This window comes from Dermabacter sp. Marseille-Q3180, assembly GCF_940792985.1.
Lineage (GTDB): Bacteria > Actinomycetota > Actinomycetes > Actinomycetales > Dermabacteraceae > Dermabacter > Dermabacter vaginalis.
The window spans coordinates 1,136,819-1,157,866 of record NZ_CALNWU010000001.1; the positions used below are offsets into that span (position 1 = coordinate 1,136,819).

17 protein-coding genes and 2 tRNA genes are annotated in these 21,048 nt (G+C 62.0%); 5 read left to right on the forward strand and 14 right to left on the reverse strand.

Annotation, left to right across the window (positions count from 1 at the left end; all coding sequences use genetic code 11):
* The first annotated feature begins 58 nt into the window (after positions 1-58).
* Positions 59-2,317, forward strand: a complete 2,259-nt coding sequence (locus tag NBW56_RS05130) for an HAD-IB family hydrolase (protein WP_250258226.1) — start codon at positions 59-61, stop codon at positions 2,315-2,317.
* Positions 2,318-2,418: 101 nt separating this feature from the next.
* On the forward strand, positions 2,419-3,324 hold the full coding sequence (locus NBW56_RS05135) for a formate/nitrite transporter family protein (protein WP_065248484.1): 906 nt from the start codon (positions 2,419-2,421) through the stop codon (positions 3,322-3,324).
* A gap of 83 nt (positions 3,325-3,407) precedes the next feature.
* Here NBW56_RS05135 and ppc read toward each other — a convergent pair whose 3' ends face one another.
* On the reverse strand, positions 3,408-6,200 hold the full coding sequence (ppc, locus tag NBW56_RS05140) for a phosphoenolpyruvate carboxylase (RefSeq protein ID WP_250258227.1): 2,793 nt from the start codon (positions 6,198-6,200) through the stop codon (positions 3,408-3,410).
* Positions 6,201-6,493: 293 nt separating this feature from the next.
* Between ppc and NBW56_RS05145 the strand changes: the two genes are divergently transcribed.
* Entirely contained in the window at positions 6,494-8,914 is a 2,421-nt protein-coding gene (locus NBW56_RS05145) for a helix-turn-helix domain-containing protein (protein WP_250258228.1), read from the forward strand.
* Here the strand turns inward: NBW56_RS05145 and NBW56_RS05150 are convergent, their stop codons facing one another.
* Both NBW56_RS05150 and NBW56_RS05155 read right to left on the reverse strand, forming a co-directional pair.
* A complete protein-coding gene (locus NBW56_RS05150; protein WP_250258229.1) occupies positions 8,915-9,748 on the reverse strand; it encodes an ABC transporter permease in 834 nt (277 codons plus the stop codon).
* Positions 9,745-10,734: an ABC transporter ATP-binding protein gene (locus NBW56_RS05155; RefSeq protein ID WP_250258230.1), complete on the reverse strand. Its 990-nt coding sequence runs from the start codon at positions 10,732-10,734 to the stop codon at positions 9,745-9,747. The genes NBW56_RS05150 and NBW56_RS05155 overlap by 4 nt, the downstream gene beginning before the upstream one ends.
* Positions 10,735-10,976: 242 nt before the next feature.
* Between NBW56_RS05155 and NBW56_RS05160 the strand changes: the two genes are divergently transcribed.
* Positions 10,977-11,162, forward strand: coding sequence for a hypothetical protein (locus tag NBW56_RS05160; RefSeq protein WP_250258231.1), 186 nt, complete (start codon positions 10,977-10,979; stop codon positions 11,160-11,162).
* A gap of 478 nt (positions 11,163-11,640) precedes the next feature.
* Here NBW56_RS05160 and NBW56_RS05165 read toward each other — a convergent pair.
* The 10 genes from NBW56_RS05165 to serS form a co-directional block, all read right to left on the reverse strand.
* A tRNA-Ser gene (locus NBW56_RS05165) sits at positions 11,641-11,730 on the reverse strand.
* Positions 11,731-11,819: 89 nt separating this feature from the next.
* Positions 11,820-12,140, reverse strand: coding sequence for a hypothetical protein (locus NBW56_RS05170; protein ID WP_250258545.1), 321 nt, complete (start codon positions 12,138-12,140; stop codon positions 11,820-11,822).
* Between the two features lie 520 nt (positions 12,141-12,660).
* Positions 12,661-13,392 (reverse strand): hypothetical protein, encoded by a 732-nt coding sequence (locus tag NBW56_RS05175; protein ID WP_250258232.1) that lies wholly within the window; start codon positions 13,390-13,392, stop codon positions 12,661-12,663.
* A gap of 113 nt (positions 13,393-13,505) precedes the next feature.
* Positions 13,506-14,300 (reverse strand): hypothetical protein, encoded by a 795-nt coding sequence (locus NBW56_RS05180; protein ID WP_250258233.1) that lies wholly within the window; start codon positions 14,298-14,300, stop codon positions 13,506-13,508.
* A gap of 28 nt (positions 14,301-14,328) precedes the next feature.
* The gene (locus tag NBW56_RS05185) at positions 14,329-15,069 is read right to left on the reverse strand and encodes a hypothetical protein (RefSeq protein ID WP_250258234.1); all 741 of its coding nucleotides are present in this window, start codon (positions 15,067-15,069) and stop codon (positions 14,329-14,331) included.
* A 261-nt stretch (positions 15,070-15,330) separates the two neighbouring features.
* Positions 15,331-15,978 (reverse strand): hypothetical protein, encoded by a 648-nt coding sequence (locus NBW56_RS05190; protein ID WP_250258235.1) that lies wholly within the window; start codon positions 15,976-15,978, stop codon positions 15,331-15,333.
* Positions 15,979-16,117: 139 nt separating this feature from the next.
* The gene (locus tag NBW56_RS05195) at positions 16,118-16,591 is read right to left on the reverse strand and encodes a peroxiredoxin (RefSeq protein WP_150332589.1); all 474 of its coding nucleotides are present in this window, start codon (positions 16,589-16,591) and stop codon (positions 16,118-16,120) included.
* 138 nt (positions 16,592-16,729) lie between these two features.
* Positions 16,730-16,817, reverse strand: a tRNA-Ser gene (locus NBW56_RS05200).
* A gap of 110 nt (positions 16,818-16,927) precedes the next feature.
* Positions 16,928-17,821, reverse strand: coding sequence for an HAD family hydrolase (locus NBW56_RS05205; RefSeq protein ID WP_250258236.1), 894 nt, complete (start codon positions 17,819-17,821; stop codon positions 16,928-16,930).
* Positions 17,818-19,077 carry a serine--tRNA ligase gene (gene serS, locus NBW56_RS05210; protein WP_250258237.1) on the reverse strand — a complete coding sequence of 420 codons (1,260 nt, stop codon included), beginning with the start codon at positions 19,075-19,077 and terminating at the stop codon, positions 17,818-17,820. The genes NBW56_RS05205 and serS overlap by 4 nt, the downstream gene beginning before the upstream one ends.
* A gap of 44 nt (positions 19,078-19,121) precedes the next feature.
* On the opposite strand from serS, the gene NBW56_RS05215 reads away from it, so the two are divergent.
* Positions 19,122-20,063: a diacylglycerol/lipid kinase family protein gene (locus tag NBW56_RS05215; RefSeq protein WP_250258238.1), complete on the forward strand. Its 942-nt coding sequence runs from the start codon at positions 19,122-19,124 to the stop codon at positions 20,061-20,063.
* 6 nt (positions 20,064-20,069) lie between these two features.
* On the opposite strand, the gene pheA is transcribed toward NBW56_RS05215, so the two are convergent.
* Positions 20,070-21,038, reverse strand: coding sequence for a prephenate dehydratase (gene pheA, locus NBW56_RS05220; RefSeq protein WP_250258239.1), 969 nt, complete (start codon positions 21,036-21,038; stop codon positions 20,070-20,072).
* Between the last annotated feature and the right edge of the window lie 10 nt (positions 21,039-21,048).

Genomic DNA, 21,048 nt, shown 5'->3' on the forward strand with positions numbered 1-21,048 from the left:
GCGCTCACGAGCGCGCCCCATGACTTTCACCAGTGTTTGATCGCGAGGATTTATCCGCATGTCTGTGCCCTCTACCAGCGCAAATACCAAGTATCGCGAAGTTCTTCTTACTGGGGCAACGGGCTTTCTAGGCCAGGCTGTTCTCCAGGCATTCCTCGAACATTTCCCCGAGGTTCGCGTGACGGCGGTTGTGCGCCCCAAGGGCACACTTTCGGGCAAGAAGCGCCTTGCGACTCTTCTCAAGAAACCCGTTTTCTCGTCGTGGATGGAACGCACGAGTGAAGAGGAGGTTCGTGCGGCCTTCGAGGAACGCGCCGACGTGATCGAGGGTGACCTCACGAACCTTCCGCCGCTTGAGCGCACGTTCGATGTGGTCGTGCACTCGGCCAGCTCGGTGAGCTTCGATCCACCCATCAACGAAGCCTTCGCGACGAACGTGGGCGGCGCCAAGAACCTGTACGAAGCGCTTCTCGAATCGAACGAGACCCTCCCGGGTGGGCAGAACCCGCACGTCATTCACGTGTCGACCTCGTACGTGAGCGGCCTCGCGAAGGGCCTGTGCCGCGAAGGGCGCCTTAAGCACAATGTGAACTGGCGCGAGGAGTACGACGCCGCGTTCACCGCGGCACGCGAGGTCGACGCCCTCTCGCGCACGCCCGAACAAATCAGGAAGAACCTGCGTCTCGCGGAACTCAAGAGCGGCAAGATGGGCCCGAAGGCGATCGCGTCGGTCGCCGAGGATGCCCGCCGTGCGTGGGTGCGCTCGCGCCTCCAGGATTATGGGCTCCAGCGCGCGAATTCGCTCGGCTGGACCGATATCTATACGTTCACGAAGGCGATGGCCGAGCGCGTCGGCGAGGAGATGTGGGCCGACTCGGGCCACCGCTTGAGCTTCGTGCGCCCCGCGATCATCGAGTCCGCGGTCGCCCACCCGTTCCCCGGCTGGATCGACGGATACAAGGTCGCCGACCCGCTCATCATGGCCTACGGCAAGGGCCGGCTCTCGGAGTTCCCGGGCCTGCCCGATTCGATTCTCGACATCATCCCCGTCGACCACATCGTTGGCGTGATCCTCGCCCTCGCAACTCAGAACGTTGAGCGCACTGGGGACGACGCCTACTACCAGGTCGCCTCGGGTAACTCGAACCCGCTCCCCCTCCACGAAATGGTGAGCATCGTCCACGACTACTTCGTGGAGAATCCTCTGACGGACGACAAGGGTGAGCCGATCGCGGTTCCCCTGTGGACCTTCCCCTCCGTTGATTTGGTAGAGGCGAAGTTCTGGGCCACAAATAAAGCGGTCAAGGCAGCCGAGGTTGCCGTCGGACGCCTCCCCGGCACTCGCACTACGCGCGCCTGGGCTGGCAAGCTCCACAAGAACTCCGCGGGCCTCGACACCCTCAAGAAATTCATGGGACTCTACAAGGCGTACACGAAGACCGAAATGGTCTTTGACGATGCGAACACGCGCGCGCTTCGCGCCTCGCTCCCGAAGGAGTTCCTCGAGAAGTACGACTTCGACATCACGGATCTCGACTGGCGCTCCTATTTCCGCGATCACCACCTGCCGGCCGTCACCGAGCTCACCAACGCCTACTCACGCCAGAAGGCCGCCCGCAAGGCGCAAGCTGAGCGCAAGCCAAGCGAGCTCACGGCATCGAGCGACACTCTCGCAGTCTTCGACCTCGACGGCACGGTGATCGCGCAGAACATTGTGCAGCAGTACCTCGCAATCGTGAAGGAAACGCGTTCAAGCGCCGGTGGCGCAAAGGAAGTCGTCAAGCTCGCGGGGGCGCTCCCCCAGTACCTGCGCAATGAGCAGCACTCGCGCTCGGAGTTCATTCGAAGTGTCATGCGACGCTACAAGGGCTTCGGTGTCGCAGAGCTCAAGGAAGTCCTTGAGGGGGAGCTCGGCGAGAAGGTGCGGGGCCAAATCAGGGCTCAGGCGCTCGAGCGCCTCGAGGAGCACCGGGCTGCTGGTCACCGCACAATCCTCATTACGGGGGCCCTCGACATTCTCGTGGAGCCGCTCGCAGATCTCTTCGACGAAGTCGTCGCGACCCACATGCACGAAGAAAACGGCGTGCTCACGGGCTACCTTGCTACTCCCCCGGTCGTGGGAGAAGCCCGCGCGAATTGGCTCAAGAAGTACGCGCACAACGGGAACTTCGATCTCGCCCATTCTTACGGCTATGGCGATTCGCATGCCGACGCCGCCTGGCTCGCAGTGCTCGGACACCCCACGGCGATCTCGCCCGACCTGGGACTCTACGCCGAAGCAAAGAAGAATCGCTGGTCAATTCTCGAGTGGAAATAGACGCTGATTTCCACTAGTGACCGGGCGAGGGCGTAGGCTAGGGACACGGCGCACACTGCGCCACAGGTCCCTTAATCCCTTATCCCTAAAGGAGACGTCCCGTGGACGACCTCGCAAACAAGATTAATATCCCGCCTGCGCCGGCCATGGCGAAGGCTGTCGAAGATGGCATGTACGCGAAGGCCACGATGCCGGCCTGGAAGATTTTCTGGCTCGGCCTCACCGGCGGCGCCTACATTGCGTTTGGCTTCATCATGTTCGTGACCACCCAGCAGGGTGCTCCCGGCGAGTGGCCGCTCGGCATCACGAAGATGATCGGTGGTGCGCTCTTCGCGACCGGCCTCATCATGGTCATCAACTCCGGTTCGGATCTCTTCACGGGCACGACCCTCAACGTCATGCCGTTCCTGTCGAAGCGCATCACGGCCGGCCAGCTGTTCCGCCACTGGGGCCTTTCCTACGTCGCAAACTTCATCGGTTCGGTGACGATCGCGATCCTCGTGTTCCTTGCGAACACCCCTGCCACGAACAAGAGCGCGTGGGGTCTCATCATCCTCAACGTGACGAAGGGCAAGCTCTCGCTCGACTGGGGCAATGCTTTCGTTCTCGGTATTCTCTGTAACTTCCTCGTGTGCATGGCCGTGTGGCTGACCTTCGCGGGCCGCTCGTTCCTCGATAAGGGCCTCGCAATCGTCGTTCCGCTCGTGATCTTCGTGTCCACCGGCTTCGAGCACTCGGTCGCGAACATGTTCATGCTTCCCATGGGCTGGCTCATCAAGACCTTCGGCGCGGATGCCTTCTGGGCTGGTGAAGCCGTCACGAACGCTGGCGTCACTGCCGCGGACTTCGACATGATCAGCTGGGACAAGATCATCCTCGGCAACCTCCTCCCCGTGACCCTCGGCAACATCATCGGTGGCGCCCTGTGCGTGGGCTGCTACTTCTGGGTGGCCTACCGCAAGGACGCCATCAAGGCCGAGCGCGCAGCCGCTGTCGCCGCCAAGTAACGGCACCCTCCCTCGTCAATCGCGAAGGCCCGGCTCCCTCACATCGAGGGGCCGGGCCTTCACGTTGACCGTGCTGCGGGGAATCAGCCGGTGTTCTTCATACCAGCAGCAACCCCGTTGATCGTCGTCAGCAGAGCACGCTTTTCCGCGTCCGTAATCTCGATGCCTCTTTCGTGCGAATCGCGCACACGCTGCAGCATCGCGACCTGCATGTAGCTAATCGGGTCGAGGTAGCGGTCACGCACCTCGAGGGTCCTCTTGAGCACGGGCGAGTTGTCGAGAAGGTTGAGCACACCCGTAAGGCGCTCGATTTCGGCAACCGCGAGCTCGTACTCCTCGCGGATCGTCTCGAACAGATGCCACAGGCGCGTGGGCACGAGCGAGTGCACATAGTGCGAAGCGATGCCCATGTCGGTTTTCGCAAGCGTCATCTCCACGTTCGAAATGACCGTGCGGAAGAAATGCCAGTTCTCGTACATTTCCTTGAGGTCGTCCTCGTAGCCGGCCTCACGCGCGGCCTTGAGGCCTGAGCCCGCGCCGAACCATCCGGGGACGATCTGGCGGGACTGCGTCCAACCGAATACCCACGGAATGGCGCGCAAACCGTCGAGGCCTTTTTCGCTCGTCGTCCTCTTCGACGGGCGTGAACCAATCTTGAGATCACCGAGCTGCTCCACAGGCGTGGACGCCACAAAATATTCAGGCAGGTCAGGATCGTCAATGAGGGTGCGATAGCGCGCGAAGGAGGCGTCGGAAAGACTTTCCATCACCGTGCCGAAGCGCTCCAGATCTTCAGGGCTCGTGCGGGGCTTTCGGTGCAGGGCCGAGCCCTGCATGACCGCCGCGAGCGAAAGGTCGAGGTTTTCGCGCGCCAGCACGGGCAGCATGTATTTATCGGAGATGACCTCGCCCTGTTCGGTGAACTTGATTTCACCCTCGAGAACACCGTAGGGCTGGGCCAGGATCGCGTCATACGTGGGGCCACCGCCGCGTCCGACGCTTCCCCCGCGACCGTGGAACAGGCGCAGGGTCACGTTGTGTTTGGCGGCAACGTCGCGAAGGCGTCGCTGTGCCTGGTGGATCTCCCACTGGCTCGTAATGACACCCGATTCCTTGTTCGAATCGGAATAGCCGAGCATAATCTCGTGGCGATCGCCGCGAAGGCGCACGATCTCGCGGTAGCTCGGGTCACTGAGAAGTTCGTCGAGGATCTCGCCGGCGTGGCGAAGCTCTTCGACGGTTTCGAGGAGAGGGCTAAAGCCGATGTCTGCGCGGGGTTCGTCGCCTGCAAGGTTCACGAGTCCGGCTTCGCGCGCGAGCAGTGCCACGGCAAGGATGTCGTCGGCGCCGCGGGTCATCGAGACGATATAGGTCTGGATGACATCGGGGCCGTACGTACGCTGTGCCGTGCGGATTTCGCGGAACACGTTGAACGTGTTCTGCACCGAGGGATCGAGCGGTGATTCCTCCCCGAGAAGCTGCGCGCTGGCGAGTGGTCGCTTCGACGCAAGTTCGGAGGAGAGCACCTTCGTGCGCTCCTCGCGGGTGAGCTCCCCATAGGCCTTCTCGAGTTCGCCCACGCGGTCGAACATCTCCGCGAGCAGGTCATGATGTTTTTCGGCGTGCTCACGCACGTCCATGATGGCGAGGTTGAGACCGCTGCCAGCGAGAACGGACTGCGCGAGGGCTACCGAACCGTCGGCCATGAGGTCACCGCGGTGAGTACGAAGTGATGCGCGCAGCTCTTCGAAGTCGTCCTGGAGCTCCGCACCCGTGAGATAGTCGACGCCGGGCTCGTGCGCCTCGCCATTGTGGATGCGCTTGCGCGTTGCCGCGAGCTTCGCTCGCATCGAGAACAGTTTGAGCCGGTACGGCTCGTGGGCGAAGAGCTCGAACTGTTTCTCAGGGACAAACGCGAGGGCCTCTTGATCCTTCTTGAGACTCTCGTTGAACTCCTGGTCTTCGCCGATGAGGGTTGAGCTCATCGACAGCTCAAGCGTGAGCGAATCGAGGAATGCCTCGGCGATATCGATCGCGGCATCGGCCTGAAGTTTGAGGACTTCGCGCGTGACATCGGCGGTCACGTACGGGTTGCCGTCGCGGTCGCCGCCGATCCACGAGCCGAAGCGCAGCGGCACCTTCCTCACGGGAAGATCCGCACCGTAGTCGCGAAGCTCGTGGCGCAAGGCATCGAGCACCTCGGGAAGAGTGTGGAGGTAGAGGGAGCGCAAATAAAAGATCGCGTTGCGCGCCTCGTCCTGCGGGGTCGGCTGCGTGCGGCGCAGCTCGTCAGTCTGCCAGAGAGCCTCGATCGTTTCCGTAAGATCGCGATCCTGCTTTTTGCGGGCGCGCGTTCCTTCCTCGGTGTCCGTTTCAAGGAGGGTCGAGACGCGGCGAAGCTTCGTAAGAACCGCGCGGCGCGAGGCTTCCGTGGGATGCGCCGTGAACACGAGGCGCACATCGAGCTCGTCAACCGTGCGCTGAAGCTCCTCCACTCCGGCTTCTTCCGCAATCGACTTCACCGTGCGGGGAATCCACGAATCATTTTCTTCCTGCCCCTGCAGGGCGCGCACGCGGTAGGTTTGCTCCGCGGCGTTTGCAAGCAAGAAGTACTGCGTGAATGCTCGAGTGAGCTCCGTCGCCTGCTCGATCGGCAGCTCGGCGAGGCGGCGCTGCACACGCATCGTGTCCTCGGCCGATTTCGACTGCTTCGATTGCTTCGCAAGTTGGCGCACCTCCTCAACCAAGTCGAGGAGTTCTTGGCCGTGCTGATCGGCGAGCGTTTCACCGAGGAGTGTGGAAAGCCTACGCACAGTCGCGCGAAGCGGCGCGTCAATGAGCGGGTCATCACCCACGACCGGGAATTCGGCTGTCAATGTGGGTACGTTGTGAAGGCTATCGTCGTGCTGTTCGCGCACCTGAAACCTCTCGTTTGGAAGCGGGTGGCACCCGTGGCGAACCGAAAACACCGGCGCGGCGCCCGCGGTTCCCCATCAGCGCCGAATGAGCCGGGGCCAGTCTACTCCGCCGTGCGCAGTCTCCGCTGGAGAGCCTCCAACGGGTTGAAGGCTCCCTTCACAGGCACTCATGTGGCTGTGATCTCCGTGCTATATTTCTCCGTGTTCTACATCACGCCGCCAACGCGGCGCTCGGGGGAAAGGATTTCACGATGACTCGCCGACAGCGCATCGAACCCGCCCCAAACATCCTCGAGCGCGTTTTAGATTTGAACGAGGGCGAACAGATGCGCCTTCTTGCGCGACCGGGCATCGGGCTCACAAGCCAAACCATGGCCATAGCGCACAACTTCTCGGCGAATGAGCGTGTGGCCCTCCTTCGCGTGAAAGCTCGCGGCAAGCTCATCTCTCTCCGACTCCTCGGCCCGGGATGTTCAGAGGAGCCTCGGCACACACCTCTCACCGAGGCATTCGAGGCAGTTAGCGCCCACGATCCTTCCCTTATCCTCGTGGACGATCTCCACCTCGCTACGCGTGAGCACCTCGCCTCCCTGCACGAGGCCGCAGAGCTCTGGCTCAGCCGGGGAGCCCGCATCGTATGGGGGCTGCGCTGGACCGAATCAGAGCACGATGCTGCCGAACGAATTCCCGGCCGCTTTCACGCAACCGCATCGGTGCCGCCATGTGGCGACGATGCCATTCACGAGATTCTGCTCGCCTCTGCGCACCTCTCGCAAGCCCAACTAGCCTTAGCAACGGCAGCATGCTGCGGAAATCCGACGGTTGCCCAGCGCATCAGCGAAGAGCTTGCCACGCGAACTCTTCCGGGTACTACACCGCCGGCGGTTTTCGTCACGAAGGCTGTTCACGAGGGTCTGCACTCGGTGATCGGCCCCGAGCTTCGCGCCCCGAAGGCAGCCCTTTTCGCGCTGCTGGCATGCCTTTTCCCGATCGAGACCGCGGCGACGGACGTGGCCGATACCCTCGGGATTGCCCGACAAGAGGCTTCCGACATGTGCGACCACCTCGCCTATCTGGCGCTTCTCACTCCTGATCCGGACCGCACGGCCGTGGTTCGACACACCCTCCTGCAGCACCTCTCCAAAGGAGACGCCGCCGAATACGAGCGCGCACTTGGGGATCTGGGCACACGGCTTACCCTGCGCGATCCAGAGGCTGTTCTCGATATCGCCGATGGCGTCGAGGCGCTCACTGCTAACCTGAATGATCTTTTAGTGTCGGCGCCGACGCCCCAGAAAGCAAAGGTCGCTGGCCTGACAGCCGAGCGCCTCACTGCTGCACGCACCCTTTCCCCGAATGAGCTTCGTTCACTGCGCCTTCTTGGGCGCACCTACATTGGTGCTTCCCTCGCGGTGATCAAACACGCCGCGCGCAGAGCCGACTGCCAAGAATCACGGGAGTCAGCTCTCTCGGCCCTTGGCCTCGCCCACGTTTTTGAATCCCCCGATGCCCTCGGCCCGGCTCTCATGACACTCATCGCCAATGCCAAAACCTCGAAAGAGGGCGCCGTTTGGGAGGCGTGGGCCCTCCTGTGCCCCGCCGAACACCTTGGCATCTCTCACGACGACTACAGGTCAATGGTTCATCGGGTATTCACGTGCAGCCTCAAACCCGACGCACCGCTATTCGTGCGTGCCGCCGCGACTGCTTTGAGCGCTGCCCATGGGGTTTGCCCCACCCACACCCTCGAACGACTCGAGAACGATCTCTCCGCGCAGCCCGCGAGCGAGAGCCTCGTCCCGGCGTACCAACTCCTCGCTTTCGTCAACTGTGCGCGCGGCAACCGTTCCGGGGCCGAACGTTGGCTCGTGCAAGCTCGCTCGGCAGTTCCCGATAGCACCGCGGCCGGCGCCTTTACCGCGCTTCTCCGCAGAGCGCGCCACCGACGACTCATTGGCGAGGCCCTTTCGGAAGAGACGACCGAGCGTCTCACGGGAATCCTTCACCGTGTTGGGGCGACACGACTCGCCACGTGGAGCGCCATCCTCGGTGCCCGCGAAGCAAGCGACGCTCCTGTGTGGGAGCTCGGCAAAACCCACCCCGCCCTCACCGCGTCATATGCCTCCGGGCGCGGCAAGCTTCTCCTCGCCACAGATGACCACGCAGAAGCAATCGAGGAGTTGTACCAGGCAGGGCGGATTATGGCTTCGGCGCAGCTATGCCCCCTAGTTTTCGGCAACTGGCGAGAGCCGCTCCTCAAGTACTACCTCGAGAACAACGCCAAGAGCGCCTACCGTTGCATCGCCGACGATGACTTCCGTTGCCAGCTTCGCCTCAACCGCGTTGTGGGCCTTGCGCCGCACACAGGGCACGCCTTCGACTCTTCGCTCGTCCACTCCGACTCTGACGTCACGACAGATCAGGCCCCTGCTTTGACAGCAGCTGAAGAGCGGGTCGTTCGGGAAGTCATCGCCGGAGCTTCAAACCAAAAAGCCGCACGCGCCCTGTACCTTTCGAAGCGAACCGTCGATACTCATCTCCGTAACGTCTACCGCAAGCTCGGCATCCGCTCGCGCGCGGAGTTAAAGGAGCTTGTGGAGTCGGGCGTGCTCAACGTACAGTTTCCTACCCAGTTCACAGCGACACGTGCATCACTACAACTCGTGTCCTGATTAGCGCACGCGCGGCCCGCGCCAGCGGAACACGAGGCACGTGAGAACCATGCCAAGAATGGTCCACCCGCCAAGCATGATCGCAATCATTGGCAGATCCCATGTGCCACCCGTCTCGGTCACCTTGAACTCATCGGGCAGAAAGACGTAGCGGTAGCCTCGGCATAGCCACGCTAGCGGGAAGGCGAGCGCGATCTTCTGCAGGAGCTCCGGGAGGAGATTGAACGGGTAAAACACACCCGAAATGAACTGCAGCACCATAAAAGGCGGCGTCACGATCGCGGAGGCGCTTCGAGCATTTGGGATGAGCGCCGTGTAGGCGATCCCCGCGAGCGAACACGACGAGACGCCGAGAGCCGTCACCCACGCAAGCACTCCCCATCGCATCAGATCACTAGGAAGTGGCAAGTGGAACACCACCACTGCGAGGATCATGAGGATCGCGACCTCCACGACTGTGGTCACGACGACGCGCACGACCTTGCCGATAAAGTACGCCGAACGCGGCATAGGCGACGCGGCGATGCGGCGGAGCAGACCCATTTCCCGCTCAAGGGCGACATTGATCGCGAGTCCCGTAAACGACGTCGCCATCACACCCGAGGCGATAATGCCCGCGAGGAATACCTGCTTGAAGTCGACATTTGTGCCTTCAATTTTACCTTTGAAGATCATGCCGAACACGAGCATGAGAAGCACAGGAAGCGCAAGTGTAAAGACGAGCGACTGCTTATTCCGGAAGAACGAAGCCATTTCAGCCTTCGTTCGAACTGCGCTTGCGGGCCCGAGCCCAGGGAGTTTGCGCGTAGAGGTTGTGGATTGTGCTGCACTCATGCGGCCTTCTCCTCGGTGTTGTTCTCGGTCGCGGACTCGTCTTTGTGAAGAAGCGCGAGGTAGGTATCCTCAAGCGTCGGCCTCGCGACCGTAAGCCCGGGAATCTCGTCAAATCCCGCGCGGTCAGCCTGCTCGAGGAGGCCCCGCAAAACCGCGGTCGGGTGGTCCGTAGCCCACGAAACCCCTGAACCGTCGCGCACGAGCTCCTTCGCCAGATTCGGGTCGGTCGCATCCGGAAGTCGCAATTCAGGGCTCGTGGTGGAGATCCTGTGGCTGAAACCCGCGACCCGCGAGAGCTCTTGAACCGTGCCCTCTACGAGGATTCGACCCCGAGCGATGACACCCACGCGATCCGAAAGCTCCTCCGCCTCGTCAAGATAATGAGTCGTGAGAATGACAGTCGTGCCCATCTGCTGCACGGTGCGAATCAAGTCCCATGCTTCACGACGCGCTTCTGGGTCCAGGCCCGTTGTTGGCTCATCGAGGAACACGAGCTCCGGCTTGCCCACGAGACCCACCGCGACATCGAGGCGGTGCTTCTGCCCACCGGAGAGGTTGGTGCACATGGCTTTCGCCTTCTCGCCGAGCCCCACGGCAGAAATGATCTTCGCGGGCTCCCACGGGTTCGGGTAAAACGTAGCGAAGTGCTTCACGACCTCCGTCACCGTGAGGTCAAGGTATTCGGCGGTCGTTTGAGGAACAACGCCCACGCGAGCGCGAAAACCACGCTCAAACTTGCCTGGATCGTATCCGAGCACATTCACATCGCCCGAGGTGCGATTGCGCGCACCGCAGAGAATTTCGATTGTCGTTGACTTGCCCGCGCCGTTGGGGCCAAGAAGCGAGTACACCTCGCCGCGCTTAATATCCAGATCAATTCCGTCCACAGCGGCAAAATCGCCGTACGTTCGCCTGAGATTTTTGACGAAGATTGCGCTCTCACGCTCATGCGCGGAAAGCTGGTCCTCGAAGTCATCGCGCGTCATCGGTGTCCCTCCGTTTATGGCCTCCTTCGATCTTGAAGCCACGAGAGGAATTCAACAACAGTTTTCTCTGCGCATCCGTGACCTAGCGCAGGGTCTTAATACGTACCTCTTGCGTAACTTTCCTTTCAGACCCCCCGCGCAAACTACGCATGCCTACAGTGTGCGACGCGCTTGCACGTTCTAGCTGAGCTGACGAGCATTGGAGTGTGTCCCTAGGCCCCACATGTCAGGAGGAGAGCGCCGTGAGCAAGAACGTCAAGACGTTCCTTTCCATCTTTCTTTTCATCACCGCAGCAGTGGGCCTCGTGCTCCTGATCCTGAATCTCCTCGCCTCACCGCCTTCGGTTCCCACCGGGATTGTTTTCGGTGTTGTCGGCGTGGCGGCGCTTGTCGGCGGTGTTCTCCTCAATCGCCGTGAGCGCTGGTAACGACTACGCACTCACGAGCACCAGCACTCACTCCCACTCTGCAAGGTGAAGCGACCCCTACCCTCGGGGCTTCACCCGCTTGCACTCACTGCCGAGCATTTTCAAGGCCTTGGGCGGGCCAAAGTTCAAGGGTTTCAAATCTCGATCCTGCTGGCCGTCTAAGCAGCACCCGATTCGTCTAACTTGGCGAAAGTGCTCGGAACTTCCGACGTTTACCAGCCCAAATCGATCCCGACACCACACCATAGTCAGCTCTCGAGCGTGAGACGACCGGTGGCCACAGGACCTGAAAGCATGCAAGCCACCAGTGCACGTGACCTTCCGGCGGCCTCCGAGGTTTCCGGCAATGGGGATCGGGGCAGCAGAGCACATCCAAAATTCCCGACCCTTACGACATTCTTCCGGCCGCCGCTGACCAGTGCAATCAAAAAGCATCGCCCCCGTTCGCACACGGACGAACGGGGGCGATGCCTGAATGCGGAGACGAGAGGATTTGAACCTCCGAGGCGGCTCTACACCGCCTACTCCCTTAGCAGGGGAGCGCATTCGGCCACTCTGCCACGTCTCCTTGCGCGTTAGGCGCTGAGTCAGCCTACCGAACTTCCTCGAGCGGCTCAAATCTTTCGCGGTGCGTCCCACATTGCGCGGGCATCATCCTCAAGGTTTGATGTAAATACCCTTGCCTTCAAGCTTGACGACGTTGAAGCCCATGCCGAGTTCTTCGCTCTTGACGGCGGCTGTACCGTCGCCACGTTCCTCGACCGTGAAAGCGGCGCCGTTGAGCGCCTCACGCATTGCTTGTGCCTTGTTCGGCTCCACGGGGGCAATATTCTGACTCGCAGCTCTCACGCACGCGTTTTTCTCGACCTGGTTTTCGAGCACGAAATAGCCGCCGTTGGACTCGGCAGCTGCGAGTTCACACGCGACGGCCCAGTTCGAATCCAGGCGCGCTTGCGCATACGTGATGGTGATCTTCACTGCCTGCTGTTTCTCCTCTTCAGTGAAGGGAGTGAGGCTGGGCTTGAGTATTTGTGTCCCACTCGCGTTCGGATCCTGCGGCCCCGGGGCAGGCGCCGGTGCGGGCGCGGGATTCGGAGGGGCTGTGGTCGGCTCCGGGGCAGGAGGAGCGGTGGTGGGAGTCCCCGGCTGGGGTGCCGGGCCACCGCTCGTGCCGGGGTTCGCGGGCGCCGGTGCCGAAGTTGTTGGACCAGGCGCCGGCGCGGTTGTGGGTGCGGGGCTCGCGGAGTCCGACGGTTGCGCGCTTGACGCAGTTGCGGAATTCGACGGGTTGCCCTCATCTTTGGAGGAAGTGAGGGCCCCGCACCCGGCGAGACTGGCTGCCGTGAGAGTCGCCGCGAAAAGAACGGCAAGGGGGCGTCGTGTGCGGATGAGATTCATGAATGTGCCTCCGTGGCGGTGTGGGGGGGTTTGAGGACTTCGAATCTTCAACATCACCGCCAATAGGCCGGTCACGTGAATTGCGCAAAGTCGACGCGAGTTACAGCAAGCCCCTGGCAACCAAGCGCAGGCTGCCGTCGTCGAGCCTCACAAGCGTCATACCTATGGGACTTCCATCCACAAGGAATTCGGCTGTTCCGTCGTGCCGGTCGCGGAGAGTCATACGCTCTGGACTGGCTTCCTCAAGCGCTTCCTCTGCACTTTCTCTGTCGCCTTGAGGCCCTTCCACGCTTTCCTTGAGAGGCAGTATGCAGGCCTTCTGTAGTTCTGGAGCATCAAGACGCACCATTTCGCCTCCTTCCTCCGCAACGAGCAACTCGCAAGCCTCTTCATACTTGCCGTCGAGGACTCGATGCACGAGCTCGGCGGGAAGGTCGCGACCGCGTTTTAGCTCATCCTCGGTGAGGGGCGTGGGATCAACCGTGACCTTCGCGCTCGCGGGGAGGTTCTCGAGGGGTCCAACTTCATCCCCCGTTGGCTGTTCATCGTCCGGATGTCCCTCACCGCCCCCAGGCGACTCGTCCTCGTCAGGCTCGGTTGTTGAGTCGCTCCGCTCGAGTGTGGTGGGACCTGAGACACCCCCGTCGGAGGCGGCATCATTATGCGTGGGCGTCGTCTCTGCGGCGGTTTCGGCCGGAGACGTTGTTGCTTCCGAGGTTGGATCACTCGCTCCCGGCTCCTTGGCATCGCCACAGCCTGCAAGACCAAGGATGAGCGCACCAGCGGCGGCACTCGAGGAGAGTAAACGGAGCTTGCGGACGATAGCGGACATCGTCGACCTTTCATGAGGGGATGTATATCGCCTTGTTGGTTGTCTACGCTCGGCGAGAAGCTTGGTGAGTGGTACGGCGCCACCGGGGCGACGTTAAAAATAGAAGTCGTGCGTTAGGAGATTTCGGTCATCACACGCAGGTTGCCGTCGTCGAGCCGCACGAGTTTCGTGCCGCTGATCTGGCCGTCCCTCATGTATGTAGCGGTACCGTCACCGTTGTCCTGGAGCGTGAACTTCTTCGGGTCGGTCGCCTCCTTCAACTGCTCAGGAGACATGCTTCTCATAGACGAGACCGCCTCACTGCGTTGAAGATCCGCGGCGCACAGATCTTTCACCTCAGGGGCGTCGAAGCGCACAATCTCACCGTTTTCCGCCACCATAACCATGAGTTCACAGGCCCCTGTACTGTCACCCGAAACGACCTTTGACAGGAATTCTTGTGGCAATTGTTGTCCGCGCTTGAGCTCTTCCTGCGTGAGTGGTGTGGGATCCAATTTCGCCTTAGCACTCTCGGGGATGTCCTCGAACGAGTCGATACCTCCGGTACCCCCGGGGCTCGGTTGGGATTGGTTCCCTCCGGGTGCCGCCGGCGTTTGGTTCCCGCCGGGTGCCGCCGGCGTTTGGTTCCCGCCCGGAGCCGCAGGCGGCTGCTGAGCACCGGGAGTAGCGGCTCCGAGGTCATTCCCACCCGGGCTCTCACCTCCGTTGGACACCGAGGGGCTGGCTGGTGTCGCTGAAAGGCTTTCGGCAGGCGTGCTTGGCGTTGCGGCCGACGAGGACGAGGACGAAGTCGCTTCCTTATCCTTTCCGCTCTCGTTCAGCGCGCCGCACGATGCGGCACTCGTGACGAGCGCACCTGCTGCAAGGGTCACCGTGAGAGCTCGGGCAAGGTATTTTGTCGCTGTCATCTCGATTCTCCTAGGACCTAGTTCGGGTTTACGGCTGGCCAGTGAGATCCATTTGGGAGGGTTCGAGTCGCACGCCGCCGTCCTTGATCTTGAGGACATTGAAGCCGAGGGGTTGGCCGCTCATGGACAGGGCGTAGGTGCCGTCGCCGTTATCCTTCAGTTCAAATTTGGCGGGATCGAACTCCGATTTCACTTGTTCCTCGGGAATGCCCGCGCCTCCTTCCCCACCAGCGCCGCCAGCACCGGGGAACTGGCCCGTGTAGAGCTGGGCGCATTGCTCGCGCGTTTCAGGCGGGCTGTCCATGCGGTAACGTTTTCCGTCAGGGCTTTTGAAAACCACGGTGTCACAAAACACCGTGAAGTCTCCGCTCACCGTGATCTTTACGAGAAGGTCGGACATCAATTGCTTGCCCTGCTCCTTCTCCTGTTCGGTGAGAGGCGTGGGGTCGAGCTCCGCGACCTCGCTACCGGCGGGGAGGGCGCCGCTACCCAAGCCACCGGGGCCCGGCGCAGGGGCGTCACCACCGCCGTCGCTCGGCGACGCAGGGTTCGGGTCTGTGCCCCCCTGGGTTGTCGGGCCTTCGGTCGGGTCAGGAAATTCACTTGCCGAGGGCGTGGGCGTCGACGAAGCCGCGCCTGTGGACGGCGATTCGGAAGGGGCAGCCTTCTTCGTTTCGTTGATGGCGCCACAGCCGGCTGCTCCAAAAATAAGGAGTCCTGCGGCAGCGACAGCAAAGAGCGATCGGGTCCTACGGAATGTCGTGGTCATGGGAACCTCTCAGATGAATGAGGCGTGAGGCGCGCCGGGTGGTGTCGTAAAACTAACGTAATGGGCGTTCCTGGCACATTCCTCGAACAACGCACCATATTGTCAGCCTGCGCAACTTTTCCTCGAAGACGACGCCCCCGCACCTCTCGCACTGCCGCCGTGAAAAAGCGAAGGTGGCTCGATAGAAAGATCTACCGAGCCACCCAGGCATCATTCTTCTCTCACATCAGCTCGGGTGAGCGGCCCGAACCGTGGAGCCAATCAGGACAGGTTCCTCATGTCGATGAGCGGGCCCTCGCCCTTCACCTTCAGGAGCGAGATGCCAAGATCCTGGCCCTGGAACGTAGCCTTGGCGGTACCGTCGCCATTCGGCTCGATCTCAATGTTTTCGGGCGTCAACATCTGCTTCATTTGCTCAGCCTGCTCTTCGTTGATGCCCTGGCTGGAGAGGACTCGCTCGTTCTGGGCAGAGCACTGCTCGCGGATCTCAGGGGTATCCATGCGCTCGTAAGCGTCGCCGTTCCTCGCCACCATGTTGGCGCAGGCATCTTCGAACTTCTTATCGAGCGAGCTGGTGAAGAAGTCGGCCACAACCTGTGCGCCCTTCTGCTTGTCTTCGTCCGTGAAGGGGGTTTCGTCAAGCTCCACGGGCGTGCCGTGAACGTTCGAATCAACGTCGTCTCCCGTGACAGCACCGCTGCCGGAGTCCGAGGCATCTTCCGAGGCCGAGGCTGAGCTCTCGCTCGACGTCGAGTCCTCTTTGGTTTCTGAAGCGGTGGTGGTCTCCTTCGAAGCGGAATCATTCTTCTTTGCTTCGTTGGAGGCGCCGCAGCCTGCAAGGCCGAACGCGAGCACGCCAGCGGCGGCGATGATGGATACCGAACGGTTCTTACGCATGAAAGTAGACATCGTCAACCTTTCGTGTTGGTCAGGGCCAGCGGCCCAAGGGTTTCGCCCTTCGTAGTGCCCTTCAGGCCCACAAAGGAACGCGGACTAACGTAGCACCACCTACTGCGGGCATTCTCAGGTTTAGGGAAGGTCGTCACATTTACGCGTCGGGGTTGAGAGCACCACGCACGAAGTCCACGTGCGTAGGCGTCCCCACGCGGTACTTCACGGCAGTAAGCACGCCGTGAGCGTCGATCACGAAGCTCGAACGGATCACGCCCATCTTTTTCACGCCATACATATTCTTTTCTCCCCAAGCGCCGTATGCCTCCATGACAGCATGATCCTCGTCTGCCGCCATCGCAAAAGGAAGATTTTCTTTTTCCACGAATTCCTCGACCTTTTCAATCGGGTCGGGGGAAATGCCGAGAATGCGCGCACCATTCGCGGTCAGTTCTTCGGCATGATCGCGAAGGTCGCGTGCCTGACGGGTGCACAGAGAAGTTCCCGCTGCTGGGTAGAACCATAAAAGGGCGCGCTCGCCAGCAAGGTCAGCGAGCGTGATTCGACCGCCGCCTGCGAGCGGAAGATCGAAATCGGGGGCCTTGTCGCCGGGCGCAAGTTTGACGTTCATGGGGGTTCTCCTTCGTGTCAGAACTGAGTCTCTTGATCGTACGTACGGCCACGGTGAGAAAGGCAAAACCCCGCACCGAACGCGCATTAAGCACGCCGGAAACGGGGTGGAACGCACGATGAGGCGTGCGCCTTCTTGCGGAGAGTAAGGGATTTGAACCCTTGGTGCAGGGTTGCTGCACAGCGGTTTTCAAGACCGCCACATTCGGCCGCTCTGTCAACTCTCCCTGCGCCCCAGAAGCGAGGCGCCCGTACATCCTACCCTCTCTCGATCAGGGTGAGGAACACAGACCGGGCATCCCCCGCATCAACGCCCTTTCGACGTTTTTCCCCACCCTCAAGGGAGGAAGCGGGAGTCGGGACCGCCGGTGAGGAGGCAGCGCAGCACGAGCTCCGCGCCGTGCTCATCAATATCGAGCGTTTCCGCATCGGCATACGACTTCACACGATCGCTCGCCTGCCCCATGGCCACGCCCACGGCTGCCCAATCGAGCATTTCGACATCGTTCGAACCATCACCAACGGTCACGGTGTGCTCGGGATCCACTCCAAGGCGCTTCCGCAGCGATTCGAGCGCACTCGCCTTCGTCGTCCCGGGGGCCGACATGTCGAGCCAGCTCGACCAGCCCACTGCATACTCGCAACCACTCACACCCGCGCGCTCAACGATGCGCGCAAATTCATCGAGGGGAATATCGGGCGCAGTCACCACGACACGCACAACATCCTTCGCCTCGAAAAGCTCCTCAATGCTCGCTGGGGCCGCCTGAATACCGAAGTCAAGATCATCGAAGCTCTCGGTCCCGATGAAACCACCGCTCACCCGTTCAATCGCGAAGCGGGCCGTGGGCACAGCTTGGTACATGGCGCGTAGCGCAGGCTCGGGGTCAAACGTCACCGTCTCAACAATCTCGTAGGCGGCGTCGGAGGCCCCCGTGATCCGCGTAGTGACCGCACCGTTCGCGCTCACCGACCAACCGTCTGATACGCCCGCCAAGCGCACGATCGGGAGAGTCGTGTTGAGCGAACGCCCGGTCGCAATCACCACGTGGTGGCCGGCCTCGCGAACCGCATGAAGCGCGCTTCGCACGCGCGGATCCATGACACCCGCGTGGTCCACGAGCGTGCCATCCACGTCGAGGCCAACGAGGGCCCGATGCCCTGAAAGCGGTTCGAGCAGGGAACGCAAGTGTTCCTCGTCGAATCCTCTGGTGCTGCGCGCCGGGCTCATTGAACCTCGAAGACTTCGCGGCCGCCGAGGTAGGGGCGCAGCCCTTCGGGAACGACGACGCTGCCATCGGCCTGCTGGTGGTTCTCGAGAAGGGCGACGATGAAGCGGGTCGTGCCGAGCGTGCCGTTGAGGGTCGCCACCGGGCGAAGCGCACCATCGACGCGCTCACGAATATTGAGGCGGCGCGCCTGGAACTGCGTGCAGTTCGACGTGGACGTGAGCTCGCGGTACGTGTTCTGGCTCGGCACCCACGCTTCGCAGTCAAACTTGCGGGCGGCGGATGTGCCGAGGTCGCCCGCGGCGGTGTCGATCACGCGGTAGGGCACGTCGATGAGGTCCATCATCTCGCGCTCCATGTCGAGGAGCCTCTCGTGTTCCTCGTAGGAGTCCTCGAGCTTGCAGTACGAGAACATCTCGACCTTGTGGAACTGGTGCACGCGGATGATGCCGCGCGTGTCCTTGCCATAGCTTCCCGCTTCGCGGCGGTAGCACGCGCTCCAGCCGGCGTAGCGGATCGGGCCACCCTCAAGATCGAGGACCTCGTCGCGGTGATAGCCCGCGAGCGCGACCTCGCTCGTGCCGACGAGGTAGAGGTCATCGTCCTTATCGAGGTGGTAGACCTCATCGGCGTGCTCGCCGAGAAAGCCCGTACCGTCCATGGTTTCGGGCAGGACGAGCGTGGGGGTGATGACGGGCGTGAAGCCCGCGCTCGTCGCCTTGTCGAGGGCGGCGTTGAGGATCGCGAGCTCAAGTTGCGCACCCACCCCGGTGAGGAAGTAGAAACGCGAGCCGGAAACCTTCGCGCCACGTTGCATGTCGATCGCCTTGAGCTTCTCGGCGATGTCGAGGTGGTCGCGCACCTCGAAGTCGAAGCTCGGGATCTCGCCGTGGGTCTCGCGGACCTCAAAGTCCTCTTCGAGCCCTTCTGGGGCGCCTTCCGCGATGTTGGGGATCACACGCAGCGCCTTCTCGCGCGCCTCCTCAGCTTCGCCTGCGCGCTGTTCGAGGTCCTTAACCTTCTGGCTGAGCTCTTTCGCTTCGGCGACGAGGGCCTGCTTTTCCTCACCCTTGGCCTGGGCGACTTTCTTGCCGAAGGTTTTCTGTTCGGCACGCAGCGACTCAAACGACTGCGTGGCCTCACGCCAGGCCTGATCGGCTTCGAGCACGGCGTCAACAGTTTTGGGGTCGCGGCGGCGCGCTTTCTGGGCCTCTCGCATGCGTTCGGGGTTCTCACGGAGCAATCGCAGATCGATCATGTTTTCCAGGGTACAGTGCCACGCCGCCCCCGTATGCTGGAGTGGTGGAAAAACTACACGTTGGGGTCGTCGTCAACCCGTCAAAGCTCAAGGATGTCGCCGAATTTCGCGGCCGGGTCGTGAGCCACGTCTTCAGTGTGGACCCGGATGCGCAGGTGTCGTTCTACGAAACAACCGTGGAGGATGCGGGCTTTGGTCAGGCTCAGCAGGCGGTGTCCGACGGCTGCTCGGTTGTCCTCGCGGCCGGTGGCGATGGCACGGTGCGCCTCGTCGCCGCGGGGCTCGCCCATACTGGCGTGGCGCTCGGCATCATCCCGATGGGCACCGGTAACCTTTTTGCGCGCAACCTCGACATTCCGATCGATAATCTGCGCGGCGCGGTCAAGGTTGCCCTCACGGGTGAGGCCCTCACGGCGGACCTCGGCTACCTCCAGCACGGTGAGAGCCTCGAGGGTGCGAACAGAGCGAAGGAAGAACCGTTCCTCGTCATCGCGGGTTTCGGCTTCGATGCGGTCATCATGGAAAATACCGATTCACGCCTCAAAAAGACCGTGGGCTGGCTCGCCTACGTGGTCGCCGGCGCGAAGAAAATTGTGGGCCGCGGGCAAAGCGTCGACATTGAACTCGATGGTCGGTCGCCAAAGACGCTCAAGGCCCGCACGGTCATGATCGGCAACGTGGGGCGCCTTCCCGGCGGGATCACGCTCATGCCGGGCGCGGATCGCTCGAATGGTTCCCTTGAGATTCTTGCGCTTGATTGGAAGGGCGCGGCGGGCTTTTCCCAGATCCTCGGCCAGCTCGTGCTTCCCGGCGCACCGAAAACCCTCGCAAAAATCTCGAATCACCGTACGTTCCAGGCTCGCGAGGCGATCGTGAGCACGTCGAAGGCGCTCCCCGTGCAGGTCGATGGCGATTATCTTGGCGATGCCACGCACCTCGTCACCCGCGTAGATCCGGGTGCGCTCGTGATCCGCTCGGGTCGCTGAGAATCGCTAGTCCCTCGCGATAAGCCCCTCGAGGCCCGCGACGAAACCGCGCGCCTCTTCGTAAGCGGTATCAGCATTGTGGTCCACAACGTAGGGCACGGAACCGTCGGCCCTACCGTACGAGCCGAGGAATACGAGGCGCGAACAGATGCGATGGAGGCCTCGCAGCGCGGAGGCCACGCGACGATCCTCGAGGTGCCCCTCGAGGTCGAGGGAGAAGGAGTAGCGGCCGAGCGCATCTCCGATGGGGCGCGATTCGATGCGCGAGAGGTTCACGCCGTTCGAGCTGAGAACCTCGAGCATCTCGAGAAGCGATCCGGACCGATCGTGGGCGAGGTGCGCAACAATCGTCGTTTTATCGGCGCCCGTGCGCGCCGGGATGAGACCGTCGCGTTCCACGAGCACAAAACGGGTTTCGGCACCCTTCGTATCCTCGATGCCCTCGGCGACAATGTGCAGTCCAAAATGTTCGGCGGCGAGCGGCGAGCAGATCGCGGCGGCGGTGCGAGCACGCGGATCTGCGTCGTCAAGCTCCGCGATCTCGCGGGCCGCAGCTGCTGTAGAGAGCGCGGGCTGCGGTGAGGCGCCGGGAAGGTTTTCGCGCACGAACGCCTGGCACTGCGCTTGGGCGTGCGGGTGGGAGTACACGGCTTCAAGATTCTTGAGGCTCGACGGCACACGGGTCGCGAGCACAAACGTGATGGGAACGATCTGCTCGGCGACGATCGTGATTCCGCCGGTCGCGGCGAGCACGTCGAGGGTGCCTGAAACCCCGCCTTCAACGGAGTTCTCGATGGGGGCCATCATCGCGTCGACCTCGCCCGCGACGAGGTCGCCGATCGCTTCGGCAACACTGCGGTAGGGCACGAGGGTCTGCTCTCCGTCATCCGGTCGCACGGGCAGCGGACCCATGAGCGCCTGCAAGAGCGCCTGATGGGTGAAGGTCGTCTCGGGGCCGAGGAATCCATATCGCATGTCCCTAAGA

What these genes read in the sequence shown, in the direction of transcription:
- NBW56_RS05195 (WP_150332589.1), bottom strand. Translation starts at nt 16,591, where the DNA reads ATGAACGTCAAACTTGCGCCCGGCGACAAGGCCCCCGATTTCGATCTT.
- NBW56_RS05130 (WP_250258226.1), top strand. Translation starts at nt 59, where the DNA reads ATGTCTGTGCCCTCTACCAGCGCAAATACCAAGTATCGCGAAGTTCTT.
- NBW56_RS05205 (WP_250258236.1), bottom strand. Translation starts at nt 17,821, where the DNA reads ATGAGCCCGGCGCGCAGCACCAGAGGATTCGACGAGGAACACTTGCGT.
- NBW56_RS05190 (WP_250258235.1), bottom strand. Translation starts at nt 15,978, where the DNA reads ATGTCTACTTTCATGCGTAAGAACCGTTCGGTATCCATCATCGCCGCC.
- NBW56_RS05150 (WP_250258229.1), bottom strand. Translation starts at nt 9,748, where the DNA reads ATGAGTGCAGCACAATCCACAACCTCTACGCGCAAACTCCCTGGGCTC.
- NBW56_RS05175 (WP_250258232.1), bottom strand. Translation starts at nt 13,392, where the DNA reads ATGTCCGCTATCGTCCGCAAGCTCCGTTTACTCTCCTCGAGTGCCGCC.
- pheA (WP_250258239.1), bottom strand. Translation starts at nt 21,038, where the DNA reads ATGCGATATGGATTCCTCGGCCCCGAGACGACCTTCACCCATCAGGCG.
- NBW56_RS05185 (WP_250258234.1), bottom strand. Translation starts at nt 15,069, where the DNA reads ATGACCACGACATTCCGTAGGACCCGATCGCTCTTTGCTGTCGCTGCC.
- NBW56_RS05180 (WP_250258233.1), bottom strand. Translation starts at nt 14,300, where the DNA reads ATGACAGCGACAAAATACCTTGCCCGAGCTCTCACGGTGACCCTTGCA.
- NBW56_RS05145 (WP_250258228.1), top strand. Translation starts at nt 6,494, where the DNA reads ATGACTCGCCGACAGCGCATCGAACCCGCCCCAAACATCCTCGAGCGC.
- NBW56_RS05155 (WP_250258230.1), bottom strand. Translation starts at nt 10,734, where the DNA reads ATGACGCGCGATGACTTCGAGGACCAGCTTTCCGCGCATGAGCGTGAG.
- serS (WP_250258237.1), bottom strand. Translation starts at nt 19,077, where the DNA reads ATGATCGATCTGCGATTGCTCCGTGAGAACCCCGAACGCATGCGAGAG.